Source organism: Paenibacillus sp. FSL H8-0122, assembly GCF_038005345.1.
GTDB lineage: Bacteria > Bacillota > Bacilli > Paenibacillales > Paenibacillaceae > Paenibacillus_AQ.
The window spans coordinates 803,035-822,450 of record NZ_JBBOTB010000001.1; the positions used below are offsets into that span (position 1 = coordinate 803,035).

General features: G+C 55.0%; 15 protein-coding genes and 1 other annotated feature. All 15 genes read left to right on the top strand.

Annotation, left to right across the window (positions count from 1 at the left end):
* The first annotated feature begins 108 nt into the window (after positions 1-108).
* The gene (locus tag NSS64_RS03600) at positions 109-1,530 is read left to right on the top strand and encodes a glycosyltransferase family 4 protein (protein WP_341139248.1); all 1,422 of its coding nucleotides are present in this window, start codon (positions 109-111) and stop codon (positions 1,528-1,530) included.
* A gap of 135 nt (positions 1,531-1,665) precedes the next feature.
* Positions 1,666-3,030 (top strand): LysM peptidoglycan-binding domain-containing protein, encoded by a 1,365-nt coding sequence (locus NSS64_RS03605; protein ID WP_341139249.1) that lies wholly within the window; start codon positions 1,666-1,668, stop codon positions 3,028-3,030.
* Between the two features lie 230 nt (positions 3,031-3,260).
* Complete coding sequence (locus NSS64_RS03610) at positions 3,261-3,923, top strand: stalk domain-containing protein (RefSeq protein ID WP_340938658.1); 663 nt, start codon at positions 3,261-3,263, stop codon at positions 3,921-3,923.
* Between the two features lie 92 nt (positions 3,924-4,015).
* Positions 4,016-4,299 (top strand) — a binding site (T-box leader).
* Between the two features lie 159 nt (positions 4,300-4,458).
* Complete coding sequence (locus NSS64_RS03615; protein ID WP_341142753.1) at positions 4,459-7,095, top strand: valine--tRNA ligase; 2,637 nt, start codon at positions 4,459-4,461, stop codon at positions 7,093-7,095.
* 5 nt (positions 7,096-7,100) lie between these two features.
* Positions 7,101-8,477: a bifunctional folylpolyglutamate synthase/dihydrofolate synthase gene (locus tag NSS64_RS03620; protein WP_341139250.1), complete on the top strand. Its 1,377-nt coding sequence runs from the start codon at positions 7,101-7,103 to the stop codon at positions 8,475-8,477.
* A 7-nt stretch (positions 8,478-8,484) separates the two neighbouring features.
* A complete protein-coding gene (murC, locus tag NSS64_RS03625; protein ID WP_076079445.1) occupies positions 8,485-9,861 on the top strand; it encodes a UDP-N-acetylmuramate--L-alanine ligase in 1,377 nt (458 codons plus the stop codon).
* 173 nt (positions 9,862-10,034) lie between these two features.
* The gene (locus NSS64_RS03630) at positions 10,035-11,192 is read left to right on the top strand and encodes a GGDEF domain-containing protein (protein WP_341139251.1); all 1,158 of its coding nucleotides are present in this window, start codon (positions 10,035-10,037) and stop codon (positions 11,190-11,192) included.
* Between the two features lie 58 nt (positions 11,193-11,250).
* On the top strand, positions 11,251-12,423 hold the full coding sequence (locus NSS64_RS03635) for a GGDEF domain-containing protein (protein WP_341139252.1): 1,173 nt from the start codon (positions 11,251-11,253) through the stop codon (positions 12,421-12,423).
* Between the two features lie 53 nt (positions 12,424-12,476).
* Entirely contained in the window at positions 12,477-13,658 is a 1,182-nt protein-coding gene (locus tag NSS64_RS03640) for a glycosyltransferase family 4 protein (protein ID WP_341139253.1), read from the top strand.
* A 175-nt stretch (positions 13,659-13,833) separates the two neighbouring features.
* Entirely contained in the window at positions 13,834-15,021 is a 1,188-nt protein-coding gene (locus NSS64_RS03645; protein WP_341139254.1) for a glycosyltransferase, read from the top strand.
* 76 nt (positions 15,022-15,097) lie between these two features.
* Positions 15,098-16,453, top strand: a complete 1,356-nt coding sequence (locus tag NSS64_RS03650) for an SPOR domain-containing protein (RefSeq protein WP_341139255.1) — start codon at positions 15,098-15,100, stop codon at positions 16,451-16,453.
* Between the two features lie 227 nt (positions 16,454-16,680).
* Entirely contained in the window at positions 16,681-16,926 is a 246-nt protein-coding gene (locus NSS64_RS03655) for a DUF4321 domain-containing protein (RefSeq protein ID WP_076079449.1), read from the top strand.
* A gap of 37 nt (positions 16,927-16,963) precedes the next feature.
* Positions 16,964-17,566 carry a Maf family protein gene (locus NSS64_RS03660; protein ID WP_341139256.1) on the top strand — a complete coding sequence of 201 codons (603 nt, stop codon included), beginning with the start codon at positions 16,964-16,966 and terminating at the stop codon, positions 17,564-17,566.
* 26 nt (positions 17,567-17,592) lie between these two features.
* Positions 17,593-18,282, top strand: a complete 690-nt coding sequence (gene radC / locus NSS64_RS03665; protein WP_340938666.1) for a RadC family protein — start codon at positions 17,593-17,595, stop codon at positions 18,280-18,282.
* 39 nt (positions 18,283-18,321) lie between these two features.
* Positions 18,322-19,356 carry a rod shape-determining protein gene (locus NSS64_RS03670; protein WP_036725912.1) on the top strand — a complete coding sequence of 345 codons (1,035 nt, stop codon included), beginning with the start codon at positions 18,322-18,324 and terminating at the stop codon, positions 19,354-19,356.
* Positions 19,357-19,416 lie beyond the last annotated feature (60 nt).

Genomic DNA, 19,416 nt, shown 5'->3' on the forward strand with positions numbered 1-19,416 from the left:
GATCATATATCCCTTTCCGCCTGCCCGCAGCCTACATATACTATTCTGATTAGGGTGGAGCAGACTGCTCCTGCACCTAAATACATCTATAGCCGGGGAGAGGAATGCATGAAGATATTGCTGGTCACCTACTGGGGCCTCACCAATATGGGCGGAATTTGGACATATATGAAGCAGCTGGCCGACAAGCTGGGCGAGCAGGGCCATTCCGTTACACTGATGGGCAGCCATGCGGAGAACAATACATTGTATTTGCTCAACCGGACGGAGTCTTTTGATAAAAAAGCGTTCTATTCGCTGCTGCTGCCCCAGCTTGATATCGGCCGGTTCCCCTCGCTGCATCTGGAGCATGGCATCTTCAGCTTTGAGCTGGGGCGTTACGTATTCGAGGGCGGTGCCGCTGTGCTGGGGCTGGAGGAATATGATGTCATTCATGCCCAGGACCCTATAGCCTCATATGCAATACGGCGGATCATGCGCCGTCCTGTTCCGCTGGTCGCAAGTGTTCATGGGGCATTGACCAAGGAGACCTACTATGAGTACAAGGGGCTTGAGCCCGGACTGACCCGGGAGGCCTATGAGCAGCGGCCGATCTGGAGCTATTTCCGCAGGCTTGAGACACTGGGTGCCCAGGCGGCTGACCAGATTCTGGTCTCTTCGGAGTGGATCGGACAGCTTACGCAGAGCCTGGGGGTCAGCCCGGACCGTATTCATACCTTGCCGTACGGGCTGGACCTGCATCAATATGCAGCCAGGGCCGCAGAGACGCCGCCGCTTCAATTTGCAGAAGGAATTCCTGTCATCATGTATGCCGGACGTCTTGAATATATCAAAGGCGTCCATGTGCTGATAGAGGCGCTAGGCATTCTGGAGCAGCGCTGTCAGCAATGGATCTGTGCGGTGGCCGGAATCGGCAGCCTCCTGGAGGAGCTCATGGAGCAGGCCCGCCTGCTGGGTATCGCGGGGAAGGTCCATTTCACCGGGAAGCTGAACAATATTCCGGCTGCACTCCGGGCTGCCGACATTTATGTGCAGCCCTCCCTCCAGGATACGCAGCCTTTCTCGGTTACAGAAGCGCAGCTTGCCGGAATCGCGCCGATTGTCGCCGGAACTGCAGGCATGCCGGAAATGGTCCGGCAGGGAGAGACGGGCTGGATTGTTCCTCCGGGAGATGCCGCTCAGCTCGCCCTGCAGATGGAGCAGCTGCTGGGGGATGAGGAGCTGAGAAGACGCACCGGCCTCCAGGCTAAGCACTGGGCAGAGCAGACCCGTTCGCTGGAGGTCATGGCTGCGGGTACGCTGCATGTATACCAGAGAGCGGTCAATCTGCGGGCCGGCCGGCCGGGAATTCCGGATCACCTCCGGTTTGAGGAAGAACCGGGCGCGGGTGGGCTGCCGGCAGCTTTTCATCCGGCAGATGTGCTTAACCAGTGTGATCCTGGGAATCCGCTTGCCGTAACGATGCGTGTCAAGCTTCCGCAGCACTACTCTATTCCTGATGCACGTACGGCCCTTCCTCCCCTGGAATAGGCGCTGTCCGCAATTGAAGCGGCAAAGTTGTCATGCCTGCCTGATTGAAGCATATACATGAGGGGAGTAACATTTTGGGCTTATACTCTGGGCTTGTCTCAGGGATAGATTATGCCAAGAAGGAGGACATTTCCCGTGTTTGACCAGTCCCATGGCTTGCGGTTTGATATTTATGAACGCATTCACCTTTCGGAAGAGCTTCCGGGAATAGCAGAGCTGGAGGAAGTTGAGCTGGTTCCCGACATCCAGGTCATCCAGCGGGAGGACCGGGCCGAGCTGCACGGACAGCTGCTGCTCACCGGACTCTACCGGGGGGAGGATGACCTTACACAGCGTCTGGAGCATGCAATTCCTGTTGAAATCACTGTTCCGCTGACCCGGGTCAGCTCACTTGATGACATAGGGGTGGAGATCGAGAATTTCGATATTGATCTGCTGACGATGCGAACCGTCAACATTACCGGAGTGCTCTCGCTGCGCGGAATCGGAAGTACAGATGTACAGCCCGCTTGGCAGCAGGAGGAGTACACGGTAGCGTATTCGCCCGAAGCAGGAGACAGCAGAACGGCTGAGGAGCAAATCCGCAATCCGGAGAATGACACCCTGTATGAGAATTCGCTCTGGACCTATGGCGAAGGGACGGCAGAGGGCGCTGCGGAAGATCAGACTCCCGCTAGTCCGGCTGAGGCAGCAGCTGAGCCGCTGTACGCGGAAGATACTTCTTACAGCCAGCCCGCAGCCTATCTCTCCACACCCCTGAAGGACAAGGAACCCAGAGTAAGGACCCATAGTCTGGATACGGCTTCTTCGGCAGGCAGCAAGCCGTCGGCTGATAAGGCCTCCGCTCATTTCCTCACCTCCAGAGAGAAGACGGCACCGGCGGCTGTGAACGGCTCGCTTCAGGAGGACACCACACTTCAGACAGGCACCGCCGCCTTGAACACTGTGGACCATTGGGGCAATGCGAAGCTTCATGCCGTATCGCAGCCGGAGCCGGTGCTTACCTCCGCTGCCAACGATGCTGCTGCGCTGTTTGCCGGGAACGAAGAAGGGGAGGCGGCAGAGGAGATCCAGGCCACAGACAATGAAGTCTTCCTGTCTGCGGAATCTCTGTCTCCCCAGGAGGAGAAGCAGGATCTCAAGGTTGCCCTTGGCAGCAAAAAAGAACCGGGAGCCGCCGAGCAGGAGCCGCTCACCTTCTCCTCGCTGCTCAGCGCAAGCCGCGCCAACCGAGAGCAGGAGGAACTGCTCTCTGGCAATATAGACTCTGTAGCGCAGGCTGTTCCTGAGGCAGGCAATGATACAGCGTGGAAGAGCAGGTTCATCGGCGGGATGGGTGGGACAGAGCTGTTCCGCAAGGTACGGCTCTGCATCGTGCAGCGGGAAGAGACGCTCGATACCATAGCCGAGAAATACCAGCTAAGCACCCGGGAGCTGACTATGTATAACCGGCTGTCCGGTCAGATTGTAGAAGAGGGACAGGTATTATACATTCCTTGAGATTGATGGTGTGCGGAGAATTCAGGCTTAACAGGAACAGCCCTTGCCTTATGCATGGGGCTGTTCCTGTTTTTTGTGAACCGGCTTTTGTTGGGGGCATGTTTACACGTGTCTCCGCTCCTGGTTTACAAACCGCCTAGGTCGGGGTAATAGTCACTACCGGCCTACATACATTACACATTCAGGCAGCTATGCGCTGGTACATCACTTCTGGAAGGATGATATATCACATGAAGAGAAAAGTGGCAGCCACTGCGGCCGCACTAAGCTTGACGCTCACAGTCTCGGCCGGTGTCTACGCCGCCAGTAATCTGCAGGAGATCAAGGCGCTCCTGAACAACAAAATCGGGATCGTCGTGAACGGCCAGGCGTACACGCCCAAAGACGGCAACGGCAAAACCCTCGCCCCGATTACCTACAACGGGATCACTTATCTGCCTGTACGCTCCATCGGCGAAGCGCTGAACACTGCTGTTACTTACGATGCTGCAACCAGCCGGGTCATCATCGGTGATGCGGCTGCTCCGGCTGTCTCCTCCGGCGGCTCGTCCGCAGGAACACCAGCAGATGCTGTGAAGCGGCCGAAGAGCCTGCCGGCAGACTTCCCGCTTCCGGCGGACGCGAAGATATTTGATCTGATCGAAGGCTCGGCAACCGGTAAGCCGTCCGCGACCTTCAGCTACCGCACGAAGCAGAGTCTGGAGACGCTCGGCAATACGTACAAGGACTATTTTGTACAAAAAGGGGCAACCTCCAAGTCTGAAGAGGTCTCCGCCTCAGCCTTCTCGATTATTGATGCCGGAAGCACATTCTCCGTTACGCTGGATGGCGCTCCCGGAACGGGCGGCAATCAGGGCTTCAATGTGGTTCAAGTGATCTGGAGCGGGGAGTAGGCAGCAATGTACGTCTGCTGCGCGCCCTTTGTGTATATGCTGGTTGACTAGGGATAACACTGAATGTATTATTGAACTAAGTAATAACTAGCATAAAGACTGGGAACGGGAAGAGTAGGCGGTCAGCCCTTCAGAGAGCGGGATTATCATTGGTGTGAATTCCCGCAGGATGCAGCCCCCGAAGTCGCCCCGGAGTTGCCCTTCTGAGCTTGTCTTCATCATGAAGACGGTTAGGATGCGGCCGGTTGCAGCCGTTACCCTGCATGAGTGTCGCGCTAAGCTTCAGGAACCTGTAAGGGAACTTAAGGCAGTGGTTTATTTTTTATTGGCGCGAAACAAAGGTGGTACCGCGAAAGAATGGCCTTTCGTCCTTTGAGACGAAGGGCCTTTTTGTATTCTCAGAAACCGCTAGCTACTCAATACATTTAACAGTGGAGGGTTCACAATGGCTGATAACAACAATGCAGCAGCAGAGCTGCCGAACGGGCAGGAAGCGGCAGAAGCTACCGCTTCAGCTAATCACAAGCAGAGCGACATGCCGACTACATATGATCCGGGAGCGGCAGAGAAGAAATGGTATGCGTACTGGATGGAGAAGGGCTTCTTCGAAGCCGGCAAACGGCCGGATGCGGAGCCTTACAGCATCGTGATTCCGCCGCCGAATGTAACAGGAATGCTGCATATCGGACATGCGCTGGATTTCACGCTTCAGGATGTGCTGATCCGCACCAAGCGGATGCAGGGATATGATACCCTGTGGCTGCCGGGTACCGACCATGCAGGGATTGCTACACAGACCAAGGTAGAGCAGAAGCTGCGCCAGCAGGGAATCTCCCGCCATGATCTGGGACGCGAGAAGTTCCTGGAGCAGGTGTGGGCCTGGAAAGACCAGTATGCAGAGACGATTCATGACCAGTGGGCCAAGATGGGCCTGTCCCTCGATTACTCCCGCGAACGGTTTACCTTTGATGATGGAATGAAGAAGGCGGTAAGCAAGGTATTTGTGGAGCTGTACCAGAAGGGCCTGATCTACCGCGGCAAGCGGATTATTAACTGGGACCCGGCTGCCCGTACAGCGCTGTCGGATATTGAGGTTGAATACAAGGAAGTGAACGGGCATCTGTACCATCTGCGTTATCCGCTGAAGGATGGCAGCGGCCATATCACGGTGGCTACCACGCGGCCCGAGACGATGCTGGGCGATACAGCGGTAGCGGTACACCCGGAGGATGAGCGCTATAAGGATCTGATCGGGAAGACGCTGATTCTGCCGGTTACCTTACGTGAGATTCCGGTTATTGCTGATGAATACGTAGATAAGGATTTCGGCAGCGGTGCGGTTAAGATTACACCGGCGCATGATCCGAACGACTTCGAGATGGGAGTCCGCCATAACCTTCCGCAGATCAACGTAATGGATGAAGGCGGAGTGATGAATGAGGAAGCGGGCGCTTACCAGGGAATGGACCGCAGCGACTGCCGTAAGGCCATCGTAGCCGACCTGAAGGAGCAAGGCGTGCTGATCTCCATTGAGGATCATGTACACCAGGTTGGGCACAGTGAGCGTTCCGGGGCCGTAGTAGAGCCTTATCTGTCCACCCAGTGGTTCGTCAAAATGCAGCCGCTGGCAGAAGCAGCCATCGCTGCACAGAAGGACGGTGACGGGGTCCACTTCGTGCCGGACCGCTTCGAGAAGACGTACCTGAACTGGATCGAGAATGTCCGTGACTGGTGTATCTCCCGCCAATTGTGGTGGGGCCACCGTATTCCGGCCTGGTACTCCGAATCTACCGGGGAGCTTGTAGTTGCACACGATGAAGAAGAAGCGCGCCGCATCAGCGGGCTGTCCGACCTGAAGCAGGATGAGGATGTTCTGGATACCTGGTTCAGCTCGAACCTCTGGCCGTTCGCTACCTTAGGCTGGCCTGATCAGGACAGCAGCGACTATCAGCGTTACTATCCGAACAATGTACTGGTTACCGGCTACGATATCATCTACTTCTGGGTAGCGCGCATGATTTTCTCAGCCATGGAATTCACAGGCCAGAAGCCGTTCTCCGATGTGCTGATGCACGGACTCGTACGCGATGCTGAAGGACGCAAGATGTCCAAGTCGCTGGGCAACGGTATTGATCCGCTGGATGTTATCGAGCAGTACGGCGCTGACGCCATGCGCTATATGATTACTACCGGCAGTACAGCGGGCCAGGATCTGCGGTTCCGTATGGAAAAGGTAGAGCAGGCGCGTAATTTTGCCAACAAGATCTGGAATGCCTCCCGGTTCGCGCTGATGAATCTGGAAGGCGTAGCCTTTGAAGATATTGACATTACAGGTGAGCTTGGTACAGCGGACCGCTGGATTCTGCACCGCCTGAACGAAACTTCCCGCGATATTACGCGTCTAATTGACTCGTACGAGTTCGGCGAGACCGGGCGCCTGCTCTACAACTTCATCTGGGATGATCTGTGTGACTGGTATATCGAATTCGCCAAGCTCTCGCTATACGGAGCGGACGCAGCTGCCAAGGCCAAGACCCAGTCTGTTCTGGCTTACGTGCTGGACCGCACACTGCGGCTGATTCACCCGTTCATGCCGTTCATTACGGAGGAGATCTGGCAGCATCTGCCGCATCAGGGCGAATCCATCACCTTGGCCGAGTGGCCGAAGTACGATGCGGCGCTTGAGAATCCGCAGGCAGTATCAGAGATGAACCTGCTGATGGATATTATCCGGGCCGTTCGCGGGATCCGTGCGGAAGTGAATGCGCCGATGAGCAAGAAGGTCGAGCTGATTATTAAGGCCGGCAGCCAGGATATCCTGGACATTATTTCCCGCAACGACAATTACATCGGGCGCTTCTGCAACACCTCTTCCTTCGAAGCAGGCCTTGCGCCGCAGACACCGGACAAAATGATGTCCGCCGTGGTTACCGGAGCGGAGCTGCTTCTGCCGCTGTCCGGTCTGATTGATATCGATCAGGAGATTATCCGTCTCGAAAAAGAAGTTCAGACCCTGAACAGCGAAGTGGAGCGTGTGGAGAAGAAGCTCAGTAATCAGGGCTTTGTGGCCAAAGCTCCGGCGAAAGTCATCGAAGAGGAACGGGCGAAGCAGGCGGATTATTCCGACAGACGCGAGAAGGTGCTGGCCCGTATTGCAGAACTGAGAGGATAACAGACATGGAAGAGATCACCCGGAGCGGCGCTGCCGCTCCCTTAAGTTCTTATACAGAAGCCGTAGACTGGATCAACAGCCTGATTCCTTTTGGAATTAGGCCGGGTCTGGAGCGGATAGAGCTTCTAATGGAGAAGCTGGGACATCCGCACCGGAAGCTGAAGTTCATTCATGTGGCGGGGACCAACGGCAAGGGCTCGACCTGCGCCTTTTTGACCTCGGCCCTTATTCAGAGCGGATATTCGGTGGGGACCTTTACCTCTCCTTATATCACGAAGTTCACGAACCGGTTCCAGTACAACGGGACGGATATTCCTGAGGAGACGCTGCTTGCGCTTGCCAATCGGCTGCGTCCGCTGGTAGAGGAGATTGCGGGTACTGAGCTGGGCTCACCGACCATGTTCGAGGTGGCGACGGCGCTCGCGATTCTCTATTACGGCGAAGTCTGTTATCCCGATGTTGTCGTATGGGAGACGGGGCTTGGGGGAAGGCTGGATGTAACGAATATTGTTACTCCGGTGGTGTCGGTCATTACCAATGTGGGACATGACCATACCGATGTGCTGGGAGATACGCTTACGCTGATTGCCGGCGAGAAGGCCGGGATTATTAAGCCGGGCGTTCCTGTAGTCAGCGGTGTGAGCCAGCCCGAGGCTGTAGCTGTATTGAAGGCCAAGGCGGCGGCTACCCGTTCGACACTCTATTTAGCCGGAGAAGATTTCAGCTATAGCGGAGTTGAGCTGAGAGACGGCTGCCAGCATTTCACCTTCAACGGGCCGTTCCGGGGACTTGAGCTGGATATTGCCATGAAAGGCGAACACCAGCTGGAGAATGCGGCCGGGGCCATGATGGCGCTTGAGGTGTTGCGGCAGTATATGGCCTTCATGCTTGAGGACGAGGATGTGCTGGAGGGCTTCCGGGGCACATTCTGGGCCGGAAGGCTGGAGGAAGTGAGCGCCTCGCCCAGAATTATTCTGGACGGCGCGCACAACCCGGAAGGGGCTGAGAGCCTTGCGAAGAGCCTTCCGCAGTTCCAGCCTTACGGTAAATTAAATTTGCTCATGGGGATGCTGGCAAATAAGCATCACGAGTCGTATCTCAAGCATATACTGCCTATAGTGGATACGCTCATCCTGACCGAACCTGATTTCCGTAAGAAGATGGACGCGGAAGATCTGCAGGCGATCGCAGAAAGTCTGCGGGATAAATATGCCAAGGAAAACTTGGAAATCATAGTAGAACGTAATTGGGGCCAAGCGCTGCAGAAGCTGCAGACGATCACAGCGGACGATGACCTCGCGGTTGTGTCCGGAACGCTGTATTTGATTTCTGATGTGCGCAGTACGCTTTTACGGCAACCCGATTCTGAAAAAGGCTGGTGACGAACTGTTGGATACTACTGAACGTGTGCATTTTATAGGGATCGGCGGCTATGGTATGAGCGCGATTGCCCGGGTGATGCTGGAGATGGGATATACAGTTACAGGCTCTGACGTAGCTGCCCAGGAGTTAACGGAGAAATTGATTGCCAAAGGTGCCAAGGTCTTCATCGGGCATACGGCGGAGCAGGTAAAAGGCGCGGATCTGGTCGTCTACTCCACGGCGCTTGCCGCGGATAATGTGGAATGGGTGGAAGCAGAGCGGCTGAAGATTCCCATTCTGCACCGTTCGCAGATGCTGGCCCGGCTGCTGAATGAACGCAAGGGCGTTGCGGTGGCCGGAGCGCACGGCAAGACTACCACCTCTTCCATGATTGCTCTGGTGATGGAAGACTGCGGCGTGGACCCTACCTACATTATCGGCGGGGAGATTATGAATGTCGGCACGAATGCCAAAGCGGGACAAGGGGAATTCGTCGTGGCAGAGGCCGATGAGAGTGACGGCTCGTTCCTGCAGTACCACCCTTGGCTGGGAATCGTAACGAACATTGAAGCTGACCATCTGGAGAACTACGGCGGCGACTTCGGCAAGCTGAAGGATGCTTATGTTCAGTTCATGAATCAGCTGCGCGAGGATGGAACAGCTATCGTATGTGCGGATGATGAGAATCTGAAATCCCTGCTGCCTAAGGTAAAAGGTACAGTGATCAGCTACGGGATTGAATCAGAGACGGCTGATTATACAGCGACTGATATTGTTCTCGGCGACCGGCAGGTATCGTATACGATGAACCATGGAGCTGAGGTGCTAGGCCGGATTGAGCTCTCTATTCCGGGACAATACAATCTGTATAACTCTATGGCGGCAGTGATTTCCTGCCTGAAATCGGGCATTGCCTTTGAAGCCATTGCGGCTGCGATTGTGAAGTTCCACGGCGCCAAACGGCGCTTCCAGGTGCTGGGCGAGGTTGACGAGATTCTCGTCATTGATGATTATGCGCATCATCCCACAGAGATTCAGGCTACGATCAGCGCCGCCAAGGCAACCGGCAAACGCATTATCGCCGTGTTCCAGCCGCAACGCTACACGCGTACCTTCTTCCTGCTGGATGCTTTCAGCCGCGCGTTCAGCGAGGCGGACGAAGTGATTATTACCGATATCTACTCCCCTGCGGGTGAGAAGCAGATTGAGGGCGTCACCTCCGCCAAGCTGGTAGAGCTGATTGTACAGAACAGCAACGCCGGTGCGCGGCATCTGCCGACGAAGGAAGCTGTGCTGGCAGATCTGCAGAACCGGATTGCTCCCGGTGATCTGGTCATCACCATGGGTGCAGGCGATATCTGGAAGGTCGGTTATGCGCTGGCAGACAGCCTGAAGAACCGGTAAGATAGCATCGCATGACTACAGAAACGGCTCCACATTCCTTTAATAAGGAGTGTAGGGCCGTTTTTTTGCATACGAAGTTAGAGATTATAGATAATAATGATATTGCCGATATAAGCTGTGAATGATATCGTTCGGATAGAGCAGGTATATCCGCATAGTTCGGTGGTGTGTTGATGAGCTTTCAGCTTGATATTAAGTCGCTGTTATACTTGTTCATTCTGGGAAATTTATTTTCCGGCCTGATGATTACGTTTTACCGCTATCACTTCCCCAAAGACATTGCCTCCAGTCTGTTCATTGCCTCCAAGTGGATTCAGGTGACCTTCTGGAGCTCCATTCTACTCTGGGACTATCTTCCCCATAGAATCGCTGTGCCTCTGAGCAATGCGCTCATTCTGGCCGGCGGAGGGCTGGAGATCGCTGCGCTGCTGATGATGATGGGTATGCTGGACCGCCGGGCGAAGCTCTATTATCTGGTAATCACGGCAGGGAGCATACTCAGCTTCGTTATCGTTGCCCTGTTCTTCAACCATCCGAATATACGGGTCGCAACGACCTCGTTATGGGTCATGCTGTTTGTGCTCTACCCAGGTTGCCGACTGACAGCGAGCCCGGAGCGCTCTCCGCTCCAAAAGATACTCGCCACCGTATTTTATGCGATTGCAGCAGTGATGCTACTCCGGTCGTTCGTTGCGCTGGCGGTGGAGCCGGATATGGGACCGCTGACGGCTAACCCGGCGCAGTATTTGTATTATCTCGGGATGTTCCTGATGCTGATTGGAGGCATTGCCGCCTTCATTCTGCTCTCCAATGAGCATTCCTACCAGAAGCTGAAGCGTATCGCCACCTATGACAGCCTGACCGGGATTCTCGGCCGACGGGCCTTCCTGCTGGAAGCCGAACTGAAGCTGGCGCTGGCTGCCAAGAAGAGGGAATATTGTTCCCTGCTGCTGCTGGATCTGGATCATTTCAAAAAAGTGAATGATACCTACGGGCATGACACCGGCGACAGTGTGCTGCAGGATTTCGCCCTCACTGCTGAGAGTACGCTTGCAGGCGGCGACTTGCTCGGAAGGGTAGGCGGCGAGGAATTCGCCATTCTGCTGTACGGGCAGGATGCGCTTAGCAGCAGCCATCAGGCGGAAGCACTGCGGGAGACGCTGGGGGAGGCCTCTGTGCATAGTCTGCCCTGCGGGTATACAGTCAGTATTGGTATAGTCTCTGTGCTGCCTGATCAGCAGACCAGCTTGAACGCACTTTACAAGCTTTGTGATCTGGCGCTTTATCAGGCGAAGCAGGAAGGCCGGGACCGTGTGGTCAGGTCCGGGTAAACGGACCCTCAAATACATATCATACATAGACATATCGTTAAACAAAGGGGTGGACATGATGACAGCCGGCTTGGATTTGAAGACATTGCTGGCTTGTCTTTTTTTCGGCAATCTATTTACGGTTCTGCTTATTCTGGCATACCGGCCCAGTTATCCGAAAGAGAAGACAACCCCATTGTTCCTGACAGCCAAAATTCTGCAGCTCGCTATTCTGCAGCTGTTATTATTAGAGGGAATTCATGATCTACCGTTCGTGCTTCCAAGTCTTATTCTCTTGAGCGTGGCTGCAGGAACTGCGGAGATTCTGGCTCTGCTGAAGAAGCTGGAAGCCGATTCCGAACGAATGAAGCAGCGGTATTACGCGCTGGCCGCGATATCTGCGATAGGTCTGCTTCTGCTCAACCTGCTGCATCCGGATGTCCCCGGGCTAATCGCAGCCTCTGCGCTTACGGGTGCCATTCTGCTGCTCTATCCGGCCTATCTGTTATCCTGGAAGGCGAGAAAGACCCCGCTGCAGGAAATTACGGGTATGCTGTATGGCGTGGCTATCCTCTCTCTGCTCAGTAAGGCCAGCGGCCTTTTCTATCTTCCGCCTGCCGGCTCGATTGCAGCGGCGTGGCTGCAGAGCTTTTTCTATGCGGGGATCTACCTGCTGATGTTCCTCGGAACTGCGGGCTTCATGCTGCTCTCCCGGGAGCAGTCCTATGCGGAGCTGGAGCGTGTGGCAACGTATGATGAGCTGACGGGCGTCTTGAACCGCAGGGCCTTCGTGCTGCGTGCCCAGCCTCTGATTGCTGCCGCCGCCAAGGAGAAGATGCCCTTCTCATTCATGCTGCTGGATGTGGACCACTTCAAGCAGGTTAATGACACCTATGGCCATGATACGGGAGACCGGGTGCTGCAGGATTTCGCCCGCAGGATTGAGCGCCAGCTCGGCAGCGGGGATCTCTTCGGAAGATTTGGGGGCGAGGAATTCGCGGTGCTGCTGCACAGGTCGGATGAGGAAGACGGTGAGCGAATAGCGGAACGGCTGCGCTGCTCTGTGCTTGGTGCGACGGTCGAAGGCATGCCGCTATCCTATACAGTCAGCATCGGTCTGATTACGATTCTCTCCGGTGAACGCATGCCGCTTAGCACCTTATACAAACTGAGTGACACCGCACTATATGAGGCGAAGCAGCGTGGAAGGAACTGCGTGGTCAAACACCCTAACTTGGGTAATAGATCCTAGATGTCCCGGGCAGTCCAGGGCGAATTGATCATTGGAGAGTAGGAGAAGAGGCCATGAAGGAACTGTTGCTATTCATTTCCGCAGAGAATCCATATCCGCAGGATAGCGGGGGCAAGCTGAGAACAGGCAACATTCTGAAGCTTCTGCAGGGCAAATATGAGGTAGAGCTCATCACCTATGCCAATCCCCGGAAGACAGGGACGCCGGAGGGACTTCCGTCACTTACAGTGTATGAAGTAGAGCGTACGGTCAGCTACCGCAGAGCGCTTCTTCGTTCCCTCTATACCTGGCGGAACTGCTCGTATATGAGCCATGTCGATGTGGACATGAAGGCGAAGATTATGGAGCTCTGCAGCCGGAATTCCTACGGTCATGTATTTATTTCGCACAGCCTGCTGGGCTGCTGCATCGACATTGTACAGCGCTGCTTGCCTGACACTGTGATCATTACCGATGCGCATAATTTCGAGAGCGGACTGTCTGCACAGCTGGCAGGCGGCAAAAAGGGGATCGCCAAGGTCTACTATTCCCTTAATGCTATATGGACGCGCAGGGATGAGCTGAAGCTGATGGACAAGACTAATCTGCTGCTGACTACTTCGGAAGAGGATGCTCTGGCCTTCAAGGCACTGGCTCCAAGCCGGTCGCAGAAGGTTCATGTCATTCCCAATTTCATACGCATGGAGGATTACCGGACCAAGACGTTGCTGTCCAAGGAGCAGTGGATTATTCTTCCGGGTAATATGAACTACTTCCCCAACATTAACGCAGCCCTCTACTTCTACCGTGAGGTATATCCTCTGGTTAAGGCGAGGGTACCGGACATTAAGTGGTATATTGTCGGACGGGATGTGCATCCGGAGGTAGCGGCACTGGCCTTGAAGGATTCCTCTATCGTCATCACCGGGTATGTGGACAGTGTGGCGGATTATATACGCAAGGCGCAGGTGGTCGTAGCTCCGCTCCTGGAAGGCAGCGGGACAAGGCTGAAAATTCTGGAGGCCTGGGCGCTGAGGACGCCTGTCGTATCCAGCTCCAAGGGGGCAGAAGGGCTGCTCTATGAGCATTCGCGGAATATTATGATTGCCGATGACCCGGTTTCCTTTGCCGATAGTGTGACACTGCTGCTTCAGGATCATGAAAGAGGAGTAGTGCTGGCGGACCGTGCATACGAGACTCTGCTGGCGAATTATGAGGCGGAAAGTGTCAAGGATAAGCTGCTTCGTCTGGTCTGAAGGGATATGGAGGGTAAAATAATTATTTTTCCCCATAAATCGACAACCTTCTCAGGGGGATTGCGTTACTATAGATCTACATCGAAAGTTTCACATTTCTGGGCTGGATGTCATCCGGCCTTTTTTGTTTCGTACATAATCATACACATCTACATAGAACCAAGGAGCTATAGCCATGAGAGAGAGAATGCTGTTCCTTTCTGCCCGGAGTCACACACCGGGAGACCGGGAAGGAGACATCAGAATAGAGAATTTCCTTAATATGCTGCTGGAGCGGTTTGATATCGATCTGCTGGAGTATTGCTACCACCGCCGCGAGACACAGATTCTGCGCAGTCCTGCCCTGACCGTGCATCAGGTGAAGCGGCCTGCGTCCACCCGCAGAAGCCTGCTGTTTCCGCTGAACAGGCTCCGCAGGGATGCCTCGATGATCGGCAATGACAAGTCGCTGCGGGCGGTAATAACAGAGATGTGCAGCCAGCACGCCTACAGCCATGTGTTTGTCTCGTATGCCATGCTCGGCAATGGGCTGGATCTGGTCGCCTCGCTGCTTCCCGGGGCTGTTATCGTCACCGACGCCCGCCGTGCCGGTGGCATACGGGTGCAGAGCCGGGCGACTGGCAAGCGGGGAATAAGTACAGGCTACCGCAAGCTGAATGATGCGCTGATCCGCCGCGAAGAGCGCCGGTTAATGAACAAGACCAGCCTGCTGCTGGCCGCTTCAGAAGAAGAGGCGCTGTCCTTTAAGGCACTATCCTTTGCCGATGCAGGCAAGGTGCATGTTGTTCCGCCGTACATTAATCTGAGTGAACCCCCTTATGCGGCTGCGGGAGATACTGCCAAGGAGAACTCTATCGTTCTGCACTGGGACATGCATTCCACTGAAGGCAAGAATGCAGCGCTGCTGTTCTTCAAGAAGGTATATCCGCTGATTCGGGCGGCGGTGCCGGATATCCGCTGCTGCATTATTAGCAGAGCGGTGCATGCAGAGGTCGCAGCAGCCGTCCGGAAGGACTCTTCTATTTCAATTATCAGTGAAGCCATACAGACAGCCGATTATATCCGCAGGGCCAGAGCTGTGGTTGCCTCATGCTGCGAGGACTGCGGCGCTCAGAGCAGCATTCTGGAGGCCTGGGCCCTCCGCACGCCGGTGGTCAGCAGCCTGAAGGGCTCGGAGGAGCTGATCTGCGAGCCGGGGCGGAATATTCTGCTGGCCGGAACAACGGCAGGCACTGCCGATCATCTGATCAGGCTGCTGACGACGCCGGAGCTTGGCTCTATTATTGCGGATCAGGCCTACCGGACACTGAGCAGGCATTATGCAGCAGACGGTGTGAAGGCGAAGCTGCTTAGTCTGGTGTAAATATATTAAAATAGCATATCTCTCTCGCATCTTTCATATCTTTCAGTATAGAACTGAAGATCGCGAGGTGAGGGTATTGAATAACGGAAGAATGACATTCCGCTTCGACGGGAACCAGGGCAGACAGCGGACAGAGACGGCAGAGCGCCGGGTAGTGAACGAAACCGGTGTGGTTCTGGAGAATAAGGACACTGACAAGGTGCAGCGCGGGGAAATTAAGACATCCTCCTATTCCAAGGCCGATGAATATATTGTGGATCTGGAGAAGGTGGAGCTGCCCCGGCCTGTAGAGGCAGCTTACTTGAAGCCCCCGGGCTCCGGCCGCCGGAAACCGAAAGCTCCTGAGGATAACTATGATTTGGGGCTGTATTCTGTTGTCCGTCCTGCTTCTGCAAGGCATCTATGGGAACAGAGTGAAGATTCGGAGGAGCATTCCTTCTATGGAGGGGCGGATGAAGAAGGTCTGCATTCAGCAGATGAGTACTACCCGCTGTATGAAGATAACCGTGAATCCGCTGCAGACAGTCATGATCAACCCGGAGCTCAAGGGAATAGCTACGGCGGCTCTTATCATACCCGCCGTCCCTCGTATTGGTGGAAGTTCGCACTGTCCGTCGCTGGAGCGCTGGGAACGGGAATTCTGCTCGGATACGCAGCCCTGTCGTTCATCACAGGAGGGACGGGGGAGACTGCTAAAGCTCCCGGCAATGCAGCGGTTAAGACGGGAATCACTCAGGGGCAAAAGGCGGCAAACAGCGGTAACGCAGCAGAGATTACGGGCGTGCCTCCTGAGCAGACGGGAGAAGCGGTGAGCACGCAGATTCCGGTTCAGGTTGCGCCGCAGAGCTATTATCTGCTGCAATATGGCGTGTTCAGTACACCGGCAGGAGCGGAGCAGGCCCGACAGGAGCTGCTGACCGCCGGCCTTGCCGCAGGTCTTGACCCGGCAGACGGCAACCGTGTGTACGCCGGATTATCGCCTGACCGTGAGCAGGCCAAGCTGCTCAGCAATGGCCTTAAGGGGCAGGGCATTGAGCTGTACGTGAGAGAAGTGGCCCTGCCCGCTGTGAACCAGGTCCGCTATACCGGTACGGCGGCGGCGGTAGACAGCTACTTCAAGCTTAGCAGCCAGCTGTTAAGCGAGCTCAGCAGTTTGTCTGCTTCCCTGCTTGGCGGGGGGGACAGCGGGAACACTGGCGGAGCGGTAAGCGATCTCCATATGCAGTGGACCCAGGCAGTCAAGGCACTGGAGCCGGGCTTGACCCCGGAAGGTCAGAGAATCGCCGACGGGCTGGAGAAATCGATGAGCCAGGGGATAGCCGCCCTGAACGAATACAATAAGAATAAGGCGGAGGGGCTGCTCTGGGAGGTGCAGGAGGCCATGATGAGCTTCCTGACCGGCCAGAAAAGCCTGTTGTCCGCCATGAGCTGACAGCTGTGGCGTAATGCACCGCTGACTATAGGCTAAATAAATGATCCCCCGTACCAGGCATTTGCCCGGCGGGGGATTGCTGTATTTCCAGGCATAATCCTGCGGTGTGATAAGATCCGCAGGCTGCTTACGTGGTAAACATTCCCTGGATGGATTTTGAGTTTGTATTGCACTCCGTTTCACCGTATAATAATTAGGGTGTCAAAAAATGGCGAGGGAAGACTTGAATGAAGAAGAAAAATGTAGGAACACTGCTGTTATTTCTTATTCTGGGCTGGCTGGCCGGAGCCTGGATTGCCAAGCTGCTGGAACCTGTACAAGCTCTGTCTTTTCTTACAGCTTCGACTGTTCTCAAGTGGTCGCCGCAAGCCGATTTAGACATCATTACCTATGACATCACAATCCATTTGAAACTGTGCCTGCTCAGTCTTGCCGGGATGATTACAGCCGTATGGCTGTACCGCAGGCTGTAGCCTTAGCTGGCAGCATCAGGAAGGGACGTTAATTACAGTGGAGCATGACAATTCGCGGCATATTATTCTGGCCTCGGGTTCGCCGCGGCGGCGTGAGCTGTTAGCCTCGCTTGGCCTGCCCTTTGAGGTGCTGTCCAGCGATGCTGATGAGAGTACGCCGCCTGAATGGAGTCCTGAAGCTATTGTACGGAATCTGGCTCTGCGTAAGGCAGAAGCTGTGGTTCCTGTTGCCGGAGACCGGGATGCCGTTATTATCGGCAGCGATACGATCGTTGTGCTTGACGACATGGTGCTCGGCAAGCCGGCGGACGAGCAGGACAGCGCCAGAATGCTGGGCATGCTGCAAGGCCGGACGCATCAGGTATACACCGGGGTGGCCTGCATCGGTACTGCAGAGGGACGTACCCTGGTAGATCATAGGGTAACCTCTGTAACTATGAGAGCCATGAGCGAAGAGGAAATCTCCGCTTACATAGCGACCGGGGAGCCTGCCGACAAAGCCGGCTCTTACGCGATACAAGGACTGGGCGCCACCCTGGTGGAAGAAATTGAAGGCTGCTATTTTAACGTGGTCGGTCTGCCGCTGTCACTGCTGAGCGGTATGTTGTCCGGGTTCGGCATTTCGGTGCTGAACCGGTAAGGGTAGCCGAAGAAAGAAGGTTAGGGATGGAGTCGCAATCATTTATGCTGCGTGACCTCCCCCATGAAGAACGACCACGAGAGCGCATGATGCATTATGGGGCGGAATCATTAAGTCAAGCGGAGCTTCTGGCTATCCTGCTGCGCACAGGTGCGCACCGTGAATCAGCCCTTCTTATCGCCCAGCGGCTCTTGAGCCATGCAGGCGGTCTCCGCGGACTGGCGGATCTGAGCATTGAAGAATTGACAACAATTAACGGCATCGGCCCTGCCAAGGCCGTGCAACTCAAAGCAGGCATAGAGCTGGGAAGACGGATGGCGAATTCCCGGCTTACCGGACCGGTCATTATCCGCAGTCCCCAGGACGCGGCGGAGATTCTGACCGAGCAGCTGCGTTATTTGCAGAAGGAGCATTTTATCTGTCTGTTCCTGAATACGAAGAATCATGTTATTGCGCAGGAAACATTGTCCATGGGTAGCCTTAATGCCTCCATTGTGCATCCCCGCGAGGTGTTCCGGGCAGCCATGAAATGCAGCAGCGCAGCAATTATATGCGCACATAATCATCCGAGCGGTGATCCTACACCAAGCCCTGAAGACATCTCACTGACTTCCAGGCTGATGCAGGCAGGCGAGATTGTCGGCATTGATGTGCTGGATCATCTGGTGATCGGAGACAGCAGCTACGTAAGTTTGAAAGAGAAAGGCTACATGTAATACAATTGTCTAGATTCACATGGAAAAGGAGCATACAAGATGTTAGGTGGTTTTACGAAAGACTTAGGAATTGACTTGGGGACAGCGAATACGCTCGTCTACGTGCGCGGTAAAGGGATCGTTGTCAGAGAGCCGTCCGTGGTTGCTATTAATACCGATACTAAGACGATAGAAGCAGTAGGGGAATCCGCCAAAAAAATGATCGGACGCACACCGGGCAACATCCGTGCCATCCGTCCAATGAAGGACGGGGTCATCGCTGATTTCGATACTACAGCAACTATGATCAAATATTTCATCCGCCAGGCCCAGAAGCAGCGCTCGATGTTCCAGCGCCATCCGAATGTCATGGTCTGTGTGCCTTCCGGAATTACAGCCGTTGAACAGCGTGCCGTTGAAGATGCTACGAAGCAGGCCGGCGCGCGGGAAGCTTACATTATCGAGGAGCCTTTTGCTGCTGCCATCGGTGCAGATCTTCCTGTATGGGAACCAACCGGAAGTATGGTTGTAGATATCGGCGGCGGAACTACCGAGGTGGCGGTAATCTCACTCGGCGGTATTGTTACCAGCCGTTCTGTACGTGTGGCAGGGGATGATGCAGATGAGTCTATCATCCAATACATCAAACGCCAGTATAACCTTATGATCGGTGAACGTACCTCTGAGCAGCTCAAGATGGATGTGGGCTCTGCCCTGCCGCTTGAGAAGGCTGAGACGATGGAGATCCGCGGACGCGATCTGGTAACCGGTCTGCCGAAGACGCTGACCATTACCTCTGATGAAATCTGCGAAGCTCTGTCCGATACTGTGAATGCAATTGTTGAAGCCGTGAAGGTAACGCTGGAGAAATGTCCGCCGGAGCTGGCTGCCGATATTATGGACCGCGGCATTGTGCTTACAGGCGGCGGCGCACTTCTGCGCAACCTGGACAAGCTGCTGGCGCGTGAGACCGGAATGCCGGTGATTGTAGCCGAGAATCCGCTGGACTGTGTTGCAATCGGTACAGGCAAGGCGCTGGAGAATATCCACTTGTTCAAGAGCCGCAGCAGTTCGGGCCTCCGCTCCAAACGCTAGGATCATGCGGACTGTGAACGTCAACCCCTGAGGTTGGAGAAATACGGTTATTAGAGGGTG